This window comes from Mycolicibacterium sp. 624, assembly GCF_040548615.1.
Classification (GTDB): Bacteria; Actinomycetota; Actinomycetes; order Mycobacteriales; family Mycobacteriaceae; genus Mycobacterium.
The window spans coordinates 252,606-265,067 of the sequence record NZ_JBEPRZ010000004.1 but is presented as its reverse complement, the minus strand read 5'-3'; the positions used below and the strand labels follow the sequence as shown (position 1 = coordinate 265,067).

The following is a 12,462-nucleotide window of genomic DNA, read 5'->3' as shown; positions in this document are numbered from 1 at the left end:
GCGCTTGCGCGAAGAGGAGACGGCCATGACCGCAGTGGAACTTCGGCTTGGGCAACGACCCGACGAGGCCGGACCGCCGATCGGTGGTGGCACGCAGGCCTATCCGGCCGACGTCGCGGCGCGGCTGGCTGCGGACGCGGCGCAGATCATCGCCCGCTACCCCGAGGACCGATCAGCCCTGCTACCGCTACTGCACCTGGTCCAGTCCGAGGACGGCTACCTCACCCCCGCCGGAATCACCTTCTGTGCTGCACAATTGGATCTCAGCGCCGCGGAGGTCACCGCCGTCGCGACGTTCTACTCGATGTACCGGCGTACCCCCACCGGCGAGTATCTGGTCGGAGTGTGCACCAACACGCTGTGCGCCGTGATGGGCGGTGACGCGATACTGGAGGTCCTCGAGTATCACCTGGGCGTACATGCCGGCCAGACCACCGCGGACGGCAAGGTCACCCTGGAGCACATCGAGTGCAACGCCGCGTGCGACTACGCCCCGGTGGTGATGGTCAACTGGGAGTTCTTCGACAACCAGACACCTTCGTCGGCACGGGATCTCGTCGACGATCTGCGCTCGGACACCCCGGTGCGGCCGACCCGGGGTGCGCCACTGTGCACGTTCCGTCAGACGGCAAGGATTCTGGCCGGGTTCCCCGACGAGCGGCCGGGCGCCAATGACGGTGCGCCGGGTGCGGCCACGTTGGCGGGCCTTGAGGTGGCACGGCAGCGCGACATGTCGGCCCCGGCCATCGGCGAAACCGGCGCCGTCGCAGCCGGTCCCGATGACGAGCGGATCACACGGGAGACGCTTCGCAATGAGCCGGCACCCGCGCCGTCGGCCAACGTGCCCCCGACGAACGGACAGTCGTAGTGACCCTGACCCCCGTCCTCAGCAGTTACTGGGATCAGCCATCGTCTTGGACGCTGGACACCTACCGGCGCCACGATGGTTACCAGGCGCTCGACAAGGCACTGTCGATGGCACCCGATGACGTCATCGTCCTGGTGAAGGACTCCGGTCTGCGCGGCCGCGGCGGCGCAGGCTTTCCGACCGGGCAGAAGTGGTCCTTCATCCCGCAGGAGCGGAGCCCGCGGAGCGACCAGAAGGCACAGGGTGATGAGGGCGCCGGGGCCAAGCCGCACTACCTGGTGATCAATGCCGATGAGTCCGAGCCCGGGACGTGCAAGGACATGCCACTGATGATGGCGACACCGCACGTGCTGATCGAGGGCGCGATCATCGCCGCCTACGCGATCCGGGCACGGCACGCGTTCATCTACGTTCGCGGCGAGGTGGTTCCGGTGCTGCGACGGTTGCAGGTCGCCGTCGCCGAGGCATACGACGCCGGGTACCTCGGCAAGAACGTAGGCGGGTCGGGCTTCGACGTCGACCTCATCGTGCACGCCGGTGCGGGCGCCTACATCTGCGGTGAGGAGACCGCACTGCTCGACTCACTGGAGGGCAGGCGGGGCCAGCCACGGCTGCGGCCACCATTTCCCGCCGTCGCGGGCCTCTACGCCTGCCCGACGGTGGTCAACAACGTCGAGTCCATCGCCAGCGTGCCCGCCGTCGTGCGCGGCGGCGTCGACTGGTTCAAGTCGATGGGGTCGGAGAAGTCGCCGGGGTTCACGCTGTACTCGCTGTCGGGCCACGTCACCCGGCCCGGCCAGTACGAGGCGCCGCTGGGTGTCACACTGCGCGAGCTGCTGGACTGTGCGGGCGGTATCCGGGCCGGGCACGAACTGAAGTTCTGGACCCCCGGGGGGTCGTCCACACCGCTGCTGACCGCCGAACATCTCGACGTGCCACTCGATTACGAGAACGTGGCCAAGGCCGGGTCGATGCTGGGCACCAAGGCGCTGCAGATCTTCGACGAGACCACCTGCGTGGTGCGTGCTGTCCGGCGCTGGACCCAGTTCTACGCCCACGAGTCGTGCGGTAAGTGCACACCGTGCCGCGAGGGCACCTACTGGCTGGCTCAGATCTATGCGCGGCTTGAGGAGGGGTCCGGCGGGCAGGCCGATATCGACAAGCTCCTCGACATCTCCGACGCGATCAACGGCAAGTCGTTCTGCGCGCTCGGTGACGGTGCGGCCAGCCCGATCCTGTCGTCGGTCAAGCACTTCCGCGACGAGTACCTCGCCCATCTCGACGGTGGGTGCCCGTTCGACCCATACGCGTCGATGCTCGAAGTGCCGGAAGGAGCTGGGGTGTGACAACCGCGGAGAACAAGGCCGAGGCGACGACCGGCAAGGTCAGCGAGGAGATGGTGTCGCTCACCATCGATGACCATCCGATCAGCGTGCCCAAGGGCACGTTGGTGATTCGGGCCGCCGAGTTGATGGGCATCCAGATCCCGCGCTTCTGTGACCACCCCCTGCTCGACCCCGTCGGAGCCTGCCGCCAGTGTCTGGTGGAGGTGGAGGGTCAGCGCAAGCCCATGGCGTCGTGCACCATCACCGTCACCCCCGACATGGTGGTGCGCACGCAGCTGACGTCGGAGGCGGCGGACAAGGCTCAACACGGTGTGATGGAACTGCTGCTCATCAACCATCCGCTGGACTGCCCGGTCTGCGACAAGGGCGGCGAGTGCCCACTGCAGAACCAGGCCATGTCCAACGGGCAGGCCGACTCGAGGTTCACCGACGTCAAACGCACGTTCCCCAAGCCCATCAATCTCTCGGCGCAGGTGCTGCTGGACCGCGAGCGCTGTGTGCTCTGCGCGCGGTGTACCCGATTCTCGAACCAAATCGCCGGCGACCCGTTCATCGAACTTCTGGAACGTGGTGCGCTACAACAGGTCGGCATCGCCTCAGACACCCCGTTCGACTCGTACTTCTCCGGCAACACGGTGCAGATCTGTCCGGTCGGCGCGCTGACCGGTACCGCCTACCGATTCCGCGCCCGGCCGTTCGACCTGGTGTCCTCGCCGAGTGTGTGCGAGCACTGCGCGTCCGGCTGTGCACAGCGCACCGACCATCGCCGCGGAAAGGTGTTGCGCCGGCTCGCCGGTGACGACCCCGAGGTGAACGAGGAGTGGAACTGCGACAAGGGCCGCTGGGCGTTCACCTATGCCACGCAGGGTGACCGGATCGCCACTCCCCTGATCCGCGACGCCGACGGCAGCCAGCGTCCGGCCTCGTGGTCGGAGGCCGTCGCGGTCGCGGTCCGCGGTCTGATGGCGGCCGGCGCGAGAACCGGTGTCCTGGTTGGTGGGCGCAGCACCGTCGAGGACGCCTACGCCTACGCCAAGTTCGCCCGTATCGTGCTCGGCACCAACGACATCGACTTCCGCATCCGCGCGCACTCCGAGGAGGAGGCGCAGTTCCTGGCCGCCGCGGTCGCGGGCCGGCCGATGGCGGTCACCTACGCCGACCTCGAGTCCGCGCCCGCCGTCCTGCTGGCTGGCCTCGAGCCGGAGGAGGAGTCGCCGATCGTCTTCCTGCGGTTGCGCAAGGCGCACCGCAAGCGCGGACTGCCGGTGTCGGCGATCGCGCCGTTCCGCACGCGCGGCCTGGAGAAGATGGGCGGTCGTCTGATCGCGACGCCGCCCGGCGGTGAGGCGGACGCCCTGGACGCACTCGGCGAGGAACTCGTACCGGGCACGATAATCCTGGTCGGCGAGCGACTGGCATCCGCGCCCGGCGCATACTCGGCGGCCCTTCGTCTCGCCGACGCGACGGGTGCCCGGCTGGGCTGGGTGCCGAGGCGCGCCGGTGACCGCGGTGCGCTGGAAGCCGGTGCCGCGCCCAACCTTCTACCGGGCGGCAGGCCCCTGGCCGACCCCCTCGCACGCGCCGAGACGGCCACTGGCTGGAACGTGGCGAGCCTGCCCGACGCGGACGGACGCGACACCGCGGGCATCCTCGCTGCCGCCTCTGCCGGGACGTTGCAGGCACTGCTGGTTGGGGGTGTCGACCTCGACGACCTCCCCGATCGGGATGCCGCCGTCGCGGCAGTCGACGCCGCGCCGTTCGTGGTCAGTCTCGAACTGCGCAGGAGTGCGGTCACCGATCGCGCCGACGTCGTGTTCCCCGTCGCCCCCGTGACGGAGAAGGCGGGCGCGTTCGTCAACTGGGAGGGCCGGCCCCGCACGTTCGAGCCCGCGCTGCCCCCGAACGCCACCGCGGACATGCGGGTGCTGGCCGCACTCGCCGACGAGGTGGGAGTCGACCTCGGCCTGCGCGACGCCGCCGCGGTGCGCGACGAGCTCGCGCGCCTCGGACCGTGGCAGGGCGCACCCGCCACGGCACCGCAGGTGCCCGCACCCGAGCCTGCGCGCCCCGCCGCGGGCACCGCGGTACTGGCGGGCTGGCGGATGTTGTTGGACCCCGGCCCCCGTCGGGGCAGGCTGCAGGACGGCGAGCCTCATCTCGCCGGAACCGCACGGCCGGCGCTGGTGCACCTGTCCTCGGCCACCGCAGCCGAGGTCGGCGCTGTCGACGGTGATCTGGTGACCGTCGGCGAAGCGGCAACACTGCCGCTGGCCATCACCCCTGATATGCCCGACCGAGTTGTCTGGCTTCCGCTGGGTGCGTTGGACTCGCCCACCGGTTCCGTCGTGGGGATCGCACGCGGAGGTGGATCGGCGTGACGTATCCCGACCTGAGTTCGTTCGGCCACGACCCCTGGTGGTTGGTGCTGGCGAAGGCTCTTGGCATCTTCGTGTTCTGCCTGCTGACAGTCCTGGTGGCGATCCTCGTCGAACGGAAGGTGCTGGGCCGCATGCAGATGCGGTACGGCCCCAACCGCGTCGGCCCGTTCGGGTTGCTGCAGAGCCTGGCCGACGGCGTCAAGCTGGCCCTCAAAGAGGGTCTGATCCCCGCGGGTGTCGACAAGCCGATCTATCTGATGGCACCGGTGATCGCGGTGATCCCCGCGATCATGGCCTTCGCCGTCATTCCGATGGGCGGCATGGTCAGCGTTTTCGGCCACCAGACCCCGCTGCAGTTGACCGACCTTCCAGTCGCCGTCCTCTACGTGTTGGCGGTGACCTCGATCGGCGTCTACGGAATCATTCTGGCGGGCTGGGCATCAGGGTCGACGTATCCGCTGTTGGGCGGCCTGCGCTCGACGGCGCAGGTGATCTCCTATGAGATCGCGATGGCGCTGTCCTTCGCCGCGGTGTTCCTCTACTCCGGCACCATGTCCACCTCGGAGATCGTCGCCAGCCAGCAGGGCCTCTGGTACGTGTTCCTGCTGCTGCCCTCGTTCCTCATCTACGTCACGTCGATGGTCGGCGAGACGAACCGGGCGCCGTTCGACCTTCCCGAGGCCGAGGGCGAACTCGTCGGCGGCTTCCACACCGAGTACTCGTCACTGAAGTTCGCGATGTTCATGCTCGCCGAGTACGTCAACATGACCACCGTCTCGGCGCTGGCCGCCACGCTGTTCCTCGGCGGCTGGCAGGCACCGTGGCCGCTGAGCATGATCGACGGCGCCAACAGTGGCTGGTGGCCACTGCTGTGGTTCGTCGGCAAGGTGTGGGTGTTCATGTTCATCTTCATGTGGCTGCGCGCGACGCTGCCACGCATGCGCTACGACCAGTTCATGAACATGGGATGGAAGGTCCTGATTCCCATCTCGCTGGCGTGGATCATGACAGTGGCGATCGTCCGGACGCTGCGCGTCGAGGGCTACGACGGGTGGGCGGTCGCCCTCGTCATCGCCAGCGCGGTGGTTGGTGTTGGCCTGTTGGCCTACCTGTCGAAGGTCCTGCGCCGCAGACAGACCCACCATGACCCGGGCCCGGCGGCTGACACCGGCGCGTTCCCGACACCCCCGCTCCCCACCAAGGAGGTCACCCATGCCGGTTGACAAGCCCAACTTCGTCGATGCGCTCGCCGGTTTCGGCGTCACCTTCAAGACGATGTTCCACAAACCGATCACCGAGCAGTATCCGGAGAAACCGGGCGCGACCGCGGCGAACTATCACGGACGCCACCAGCTGAACCGGTATGAGGACGGCCTGGAGAAGTGCATCGGCTGTGAACTGTGCGCCTGGGCGTGTCCGGCCGACGCGATATTCGTCGAGGGCGCCGACAACACCGATGAGCAACGGTTCTCGCCGGGTGAGCGTTACGGCCGGGTGTACCAGATCAACTACCTGCGCTGTATCGGCTGCGGGTTGTGCATCGAGGCGTGCCCGACACGGGCGCTCACCATGACCAACGACTACGAAATGGCCGACGACAACCGGGCCGACCTGATCTACGGCAAGGACAAACTGCTCGCCCCGCTGCAACCCGAGATGACGCCACCGCCCCACGCGATGGCCGAGGGCAGCACCGATGAGGACTATTACCGCGGAAACGTCACATCGGATGGTCTGAAGATCGCACCGAAGGAACCGATTCGGTGACAACCGAACTCGTCGCCATGGCCGCCGATGCGGCCTACCGCACCTCCACCGGCGAGGCCGTGCTGTTCTGGACGCTGGGTACGCTCGCCGTGGTCGGTGCGATCGCCATGGTTGCCGCGCCGAAGGCCGTGTACTCAGCGATCTTCCTGGCGTCGACGATGATCATCCTGGCCGTGCTCTATATCGCGCAGGATGCGGTGTTCCTCGGCGTCGTCCAGATCGTCGTCTACACCGGTGCGGTGATGATGCTGTTTCTCTTCGTGCTCATGCTGATCGGCGTCGACTCGTCTGACTCGCTGGTGGAAACCATTCGCGGCCAACGTCTTGCCGGCATCGCGGTGGGGATCGCGTTCGGCCTGCTGCTGATCGCCGGCATCGGCAACGTCAGCACCGCTGGATTCACGGGCCTGGCCCAGGCGAATGCGGGCGGCAACGTGGAGGGCCTGGCCGCGCTGATCTTCGTGCGGTACCTGTGGGCGTTCGAGTTGACCAGCGCACTGCTGATCACCGCTGCACTCGGCGCGATGGTCCTGGCCCACCGCGAGCGGATCGAGCGCCGCAAGACGCAACGCGAGATGTCCATCGAGCGCTTCGCCGAGGGCGGCCACCCCACACCCATGCCCAATCCCGGTGTCTACGCCCGACACAACGCCGTCGACGTCGCCGCCCGACTGCCCGACGGGTCGGACTCTGAGTTGTCGGTGAGCGCGATCCTGGAGCCGAGGAGCGGGACGCGGTGAATCCGCGGACGCGAGGAGCAGAATGAATCCAGCGAACTACCTGTATCTCTCGGCGCTGTTGTTCACCATCGGCGGCGCGGGAGTGCTGTTGCGGCGCAATGCGATCGTCATGTTCATGTGCGTCGAGCTGATGCTGAATGCGTGCAACCTGGCGTTCGTCACGTTCTCCCGCATGCACGGTCACCTCGACGGGCAGGTGGTGGCGTTCTTCACGATGGTGGTTGCCGCGTGCGAGGTGGTGGTGGGTCTGGCGATCATCATGTCCATCTTCCGGGCGAGGCGGTCAGCCTCGGTCGACGCGGCGAACCTCCTGAGGAACTAGGGCATGACACTTCCCGTGTGGCTTCTGATCGCGCTCCCACTGGCCGGTGCGGCGGTCCTGTTACTCGGTGGGCGGGCCACCAACGCGTGGGGACACATACTCGGCTGCCTCACCGTGATCGCGTCGTTCGCCGTGGGTGTCGTGCTGTTCATCGATCTGCTCAACCGCGGCGCAGACGACCGGGTGCTGCACGAGACGCTGTTCTCCTGGGTTCCGGTCGCGCAACTACAAGTGGACTTCGGCCTGCAACTCGATCAACTCTCGGTGTGCTTCGTGCTGCTGATCACCGGTGTCGGCTCGCTGATCCACGTGTACTCGGTCGGCTACATGAAGGAGGACGCCGAACGCCGGCGGTTCTTCGGCTACCTCAACCTGTTCGTGGCCGCGATGCTGCTGCTGGTGCTCGCCGACAACTTCCTCGGCCTCTACGTCGGCTGGGAGGGCGTCGGCCTGGCGTCGTATCTGCTGATCGGGTTCTGGTCGTTCAAGCCGTCGGCCGCGGCGGCCGCGAAGAAGGCGTTCGTCGTCAACCGCGTCGGAGACATCGGCCTCGCGTTGGCGCTTATGGTGATGTTCACCGAGGTCGGAAGTGTCTCGTACGAGGGCGTGTTCGGCGCCGCGAATGAGATGAGCCAGGGCACGCTCACCGCGATCGGCCTGCTCCTGCTGTTGGCGGCGTGCGGGAAGTCGGCGCAGGTGCCGCTGCAGTCGTGGCTCGGCGACGCCATGGAGGGCCCGACCCCGGTGTCGGCGCTGATCCACGCGGCCACGATGGTCACCGCCGGTGTGTATCTGATCGTGCGGTCGGGACCGATCTACGACCTGGCGCCCGACGCACGCACGGGCGTGGTGATCGTGGGCGCGGTGACGCTGCTGTTCGGCGCGATCATCGGGTGCGCCAAGGACGACATCAAGAAGGCGCTTGCCGCCTCGACCATGAGCCAGATCGGCTACATGGTGATGGCGGCAGGCCTCGGGCCCGCGGGCTACGCGATCGCGATCATGCACCTGCTGACCCACGGCTTCTTCAAGGCCGGATTGTTCCTCGGTGCGGGTTCGGTGATGCACGGTACGAACGACGAGACCGACATGCGCCGGTACGGCGGGCTGCGCACGTTCATGCCGATAACGTTCGTGACATTCGGGCTCGGCTACCTCGCCATCATCGGTGTGCCGCCGTTCGCCGGGTTCTTCTCCAAGGACGCCATCATCGAAACCGCCTTCGCCGCAGGCGGAGTCCGGGGCCTGCTGCTCGGTGGCGCCGCCCTGCTGGGCGCGGGCATCACGGCCTTCTACATGACGCGGGTGATGCTGATGACGTTCTTCGGGGAGAGGCGCTGGAAGGACCCCACCGTGCATCCGCACGAGTCACCGGGCGTGATGACGGGCCCCATGGTGGTCTTGGCCATCGGCTCGGTGGGGGCGGGTGCACTGCTGGCCATCGGCGGAACCCTCGAGCACTGGCTGGAACCCGTCGTGGGCAGCCAGGAGGTACACCACGCGGTCCCGGTGTGGGTGATGACGATCATCACGCTGTCGGTGGTCGCGATCGGCGTCGGCATCGCCTACCGCATGTACGCCACCCGCCCGATCCCCGAGACCGCGCCCGAGGACGTCTCCGCGCTCACCGTCGCCGCGCGCAACGATCTCTACGGTGACGCGTTCAACGAGGACGTGTTGATGCGCCCTGGCCAGCACGTCACCGCGGGGCTCGTCGAGATCGACGATGACGCCATCGACGGTGTCTCGCGGGGCCTCGGCGCGGTGGTGGGCGGCGCCTCGCGCCGGTTGGGTCTGCTGCAGACCGGTTACGCCCGCTCCTACGCCCTGTCGATGTTCGCCGGCGCCGCCGTCGTGGTGGCCGCGATTCTGGCGGTGAGGGTCTGGTGACCGGCATGCCGTGGCTGACCGTGTTGTGGGCTGTGCCGATGATCGGCGCGGCCGTGGTGATGCTGTTGCCCTCGGCCGCACGGCATCTCGCGAAGTACGCGGCGCTGGGCTTCTCGCTGGTGGTCCTCGTCGTCGCCGCGCTGCTGGCGGTCGAGTTCGACCCCGCGGGCGCGCAGTACCAGTTCGTCGAGGACCACGAGTGGATCCCCTCGTTCGGCACGGGTTACATCCTGGGCCTGGACGGGATCGCTCTGGCACTGGTCGTGTTGACCGCGGTGCTGGTGCCGCTGCTCATCATCGCGGGCTGGAACGACAGCGGTGATCAGCCCCGTTCGGCGCACACGTACATGGCGTTGACGCTGGCCGTCGAGGGCATGGTGCTGATCTCGCTGACAGCGTTGGACGTGCTGCTGTTCTACGTGTTCTTCGAGGCGATGCTCATCCCGCTGTACTTCCTCATCGGCGGATTCGGCGCCGGGGCCGCACAGGGCCGATCGAGGGCAGCGGTGAAGTTCCTGCTGTACAACCTCTTCGGCGGCCTGATCATGCTGGCCGCGGTCATCGGGTTGTACGTGGCGACCGCGACCAGCGGTGCGTTCGACGCGGGCACGTTCGACTTCCGCGCCATCGTGGCCGCCGTCTCCAGTGGTGAACTCGGCATCAGCCCCACCGTGCTCAACGCGCTCTTCCTCGGCTTCATGTTCGCCTTCGCCGTCAAGGCACCGCTGTGGCCGTTCCACCGCTGGTTGCCCGACGCGGCGGTGGAGTCCACACCCGCGACCGCCGTGCTGATGATGGCGGTGGTCGACAAGGTCGGCACGTTCGGCATGCTGCGGTACTGCCTGCAGCTGTTCCCCGACGCATCGATGACGTTCCGGCCCCTGATCATCACGCTCGCGGTGATCGGCATCATCTACGGTGCCGTCGTCGCGATCGGCCAGACCGATGTGATGCGACTGATCGCCTACACGTCGATATCGCACTTCGGGTTCATCATCCTCGGCATCTTCGTGATGAACAGCCAGGGCCAGTCCGGCTCGACGTTGTACATGGTCAACCACGGCATATCGACCGCCGCGCTGTTCCTCATCGCGGGATTCCTGGTGTCGCGCAGGGGAACCCGAGCCATCGCCGCCTACGGCGGCGTCCAGAGAGTGGCGCCAGTGCTGGCTGGCACGTTCCTCGTCGCCGGCCTGGCCACGCTGTCACTACCGGGCCTGGCGCCGTTCATCAGCGAGTTCCTGGTGCTGATCGGCACATTCACCGCCTATCCCGCCTTCGCGGTGTTCGCGGCATTGGCGCTGGTGCTGTCGGCCATCTACATCCTGTGGGCGTATCAGCGGATGATGACCGGGCCCGTCACCGACGGCAACGAGAAGCTGCATGACCTGGTCCCCCGCGAGCTGCTGGTGGTCACCCCGCTGATCGCGATTCTGCTGGTGCTCGGGATCTATCCGAAGCTCGCGCTTGACGTGATCAACCCGGCGGTGAACCACACGTTGACCACGATCGATCAGCAGGACCCCGTGCCACGCGTGGCGGATGGCGGACTCAGGGAAGGAGCAGCGGAATGACCCTGACCCCACCGACGGTCGAGTACGGTCTGGTCTCGCCGATGCTCATCGTGCTCGGCGCGGCCATCGTCGGCGTGCTGGTCGAGGCGTTCCTGCCCCGCCGCATGCGCTACCCGGTGCAACTCGTGGTCGCCGTCGGCGCACAGATTGCCGCGCTGATCGCCGTGGGCAAGGAGTGGATCGACCTCGGCGCCTCTGCCGGCCAGACAACGGTCATGGGCGCCGTCGCCATCGACAAGCCGACACTGTTCCTGCAGGGCACCCTGCTGGCGGTTGGCATCCTCGGCACGCTGCTGATCGCCGAACGCAGGATCGCCTCCGAGGTCGATGCGGATGACGGGGCGACGGGCCTGGACGCGTTCACCCCGCAGGCATCGACCGTGCCGGGCAGCGTCGCCGAGAAGCTCGCCACCAAAGCCGGTGTGGCACAGACTGAGGTCTTCCCGCTGACGATGTTCGCGCTGAGCGGCATGATGCTGTTCGGCGCCTGCGAGGACCTCCTCACGATGTTCATCGCGCTTGAGGTCTTCTCGTTGCCGCTGTACCTGCTGTGCGGGATGGCGCGACGACGCCGACTCCTGTCTCAGGAGGCCGCACTCAAGTACTTCCTGCTGGGTGCGTTCTCCTCGGCGTTCTTCCTCTACGGCATAGCGCTGCTGTACGGCTACTCCGGTGGGTTGAGCCTGCGCGGTATCAACGACGCGGTCGCGACGAACCCCGACAACACCGCCCTCGCGCTGGTCGGCGTGGGCTTGCTCTCGGTCGGTGTGCTGTTCAAAGTCGGTGCCGTCCCGTTCCATTCGTGGATTCCCGATGTCTATCAGGGTGCGCCCACACCCGTCACCGCGTTCATGGCCGCCGCCACGAAGATTGCCGCATTCGGTGCGATGCTGCGGATCTTCTACGTCGCGCTGCCCGGGCTGGAGGACGACTGGCGGCCCCTGATGTGGGCCATCGCGATCCTCACCATGGTGGTGGGCACCGTGGCCGCCGTGTCCCAGAACAACGTCAAGCGGATGCTGGCGTACTCATCGGTGTCGCATGCCGGATTCGTCTTGACCGGCGTCATCGCCTTGAACGACAGCGGATTGTCGGCCACCCTCTTCTACCTCGCGGCCTACGGCTTCAGCACGCTCGGCGCGTTCGCGGTCGTCAGCCTCGTGCGCAACTCCCACGACGAGGAGGAGACCGACATGTTGCGCTGGGCCGGTCTCGGGCGGCGTCATCCGCTGGTGGGCGTGGTGTTCTCGCTGTTCCTGCTGGCCTTCGCCGGCATCCCACTGACAAGTGGTTTCGTCAGCAAGTTCGCGGTGTTCAAGGCCGCCGCCGAGGGCGGTGCGGTGCCGCTGGTGATCGTCGGTGTCTGTGCCAGCGCGGTGGCCGCCTACTTCTACGTGCGCGTCATCGTGCTGATGTTCTTCACCGAGCCGCCCGAGGATCCGCCCACCGTGGTGGTGCCGAGTGCGTTGAGTATGGCGACGGTGACGTTGTCCGCGGCCATCACGCTGGCCCTCGGCGCGCTGCCCCAGCCGCTGCTGGACCTGGCCAACAGCGCCGCCGAGTTCGTCCGCTAGCGT

The 12,462-nt window shown here is 67.3% G+C and carries 10 protein-coding genes; all 10 read left to right on the top strand.

Features of this window, described 5'->3' with window-relative positions; genetic code table 11:
* Window positions 1-25 precede the first annotated feature (25 nt).
* The 10 genes from nuoE to nuoN are packed head-to-tail and all read left to right on the top strand — an operon-like array spanning window position 26 to window position 12,459.
* Window positions 26-868, top strand: a complete 843-nt coding sequence (nuoE, locus tag ABIA65_RS17780; protein ID WP_354524387.1) for an NADH-quinone oxidoreductase subunit NuoE — start codon at window positions 26-28, stop codon at window positions 866-868.
* Entirely contained in the window at window positions 868-2,214 is a 1,347-nt protein-coding gene (gene nuoF, locus ABIA65_RS17775; protein ID WP_354524386.1) for an NADH-quinone oxidoreductase subunit NuoF, read from the top strand. The genes nuoE and nuoF overlap by 1 nt, the downstream gene beginning before the upstream one ends.
* Complete coding sequence (locus ABIA65_RS17770) at window positions 2,211-4,592, top strand: NADH-quinone oxidoreductase subunit G (protein ID WP_354524385.1); 2,382 nt, start codon at window positions 2,211-2,213, stop codon at window positions 4,590-4,592. Before nuoF ends, ABIA65_RS17770 begins: the two co-directional genes overlap by 4 nt.
* Entirely contained in the window at window positions 4,589-5,815 is a 1,227-nt protein-coding gene (gene nuoH / locus ABIA65_RS17765; protein WP_241400273.1) for an NADH-quinone oxidoreductase subunit NuoH, read from the top strand. Before ABIA65_RS17770 ends, nuoH begins: the two co-directional genes overlap by 4 nt.
* A complete protein-coding gene (nuoI, locus tag ABIA65_RS17760) occupies window positions 5,805-6,359 on the top strand; it encodes an NADH-quinone oxidoreductase subunit NuoI (RefSeq protein ID WP_241400274.1) in 555 nt (184 codons plus the stop codon). Before nuoH ends, nuoI begins: the two co-directional genes overlap by 11 nt.
* Before the next feature lie 17 nt (window positions 6,360-6,376).
* Window positions 6,377-7,099, top strand: a complete 723-nt coding sequence (locus tag ABIA65_RS17755) for an NADH-quinone oxidoreductase subunit J (RefSeq protein WP_371747132.1) — start codon at window positions 6,377-6,379, stop codon at window positions 7,097-7,099.
* 22 nt (window positions 7,100-7,121) lie between these two features.
* The gene (gene nuoK, locus ABIA65_RS17750) at window positions 7,122-7,421 is read left to right on the top strand and encodes an NADH-quinone oxidoreductase subunit NuoK (protein ID WP_241400276.1); all 300 of its coding nucleotides are present in this window, start codon (window positions 7,122-7,124) and stop codon (window positions 7,419-7,421) included.
* Window positions 7,422-7,424: 3 nt separating this feature from the next.
* Window positions 7,425-9,311 carry an NADH-quinone oxidoreductase subunit L gene (nuoL, locus tag ABIA65_RS17745; RefSeq protein WP_354524384.1) on the top strand — a complete coding sequence of 629 codons (1,887 nt, stop codon included), beginning with the start codon at window positions 7,425-7,427 and terminating at the stop codon, window positions 9,309-9,311.
* Between the two features lie 5 nt (window positions 9,312-9,316).
* Window positions 9,317-10,885, top strand: a complete 1,569-nt coding sequence (locus ABIA65_RS17740) for an NADH-quinone oxidoreductase subunit M (protein ID WP_354524635.1) — start codon at window positions 9,317-9,319, stop codon at window positions 10,883-10,885.
* Window positions 10,882-12,459: an NADH-quinone oxidoreductase subunit NuoN gene (nuoN, locus tag ABIA65_RS17735; protein ID WP_354524383.1), complete on the top strand. Its 1,578-nt coding sequence runs from the start codon at window positions 10,882-10,884 to the stop codon at window positions 12,457-12,459. The genes ABIA65_RS17740 and nuoN overlap by 4 nt, the downstream gene beginning before the upstream one ends.
* The last annotated feature ends 3 nt before the right edge of the window (window positions 12,460-12,462 follow it).

What these genes read in the sequence shown, in the direction of transcription:
- ABIA65_RS17740 (WP_354524635.1), top strand. Translation starts at nt 9,317, where the DNA reads ATGCCGTGGCTGACCGTGTTGTGGGCTGTGCCGATGATCGGCGCGGCC.
- nuoI (WP_241400274.1), top strand. Translation starts at nt 5,805, where the DNA reads ATGCCGGTTGACAAGCCCAACTTCGTCGATGCGCTCGCCGGTTTCGGC.
- nuoK (WP_241400276.1), top strand. Translation starts at nt 7,122, where the DNA reads ATGAATCCAGCGAACTACCTGTATCTCTCGGCGCTGTTGTTCACCATC.
- nuoL (WP_354524384.1), top strand. Translation starts at nt 7,425, where the DNA reads ATGACACTTCCCGTGTGGCTTCTGATCGCGCTCCCACTGGCCGGTGCG.
- ABIA65_RS17755 (WP_371747132.1), top strand. Translation starts at nt 6,377, where the DNA reads ATGGCCGCCGATGCGGCCTACCGCACCTCCACCGGCGAGGCCGTGCTG.
- nuoN (WP_354524383.1), top strand. Translation starts at nt 10,882, where the DNA reads ATGACCCTGACCCCACCGACGGTCGAGTACGGTCTGGTCTCGCCGATG.
- nuoE (WP_354524387.1), top strand. Translation starts at nt 26, where the DNA reads ATGACCGCAGTGGAACTTCGGCTTGGGCAACGACCCGACGAGGCCGGA.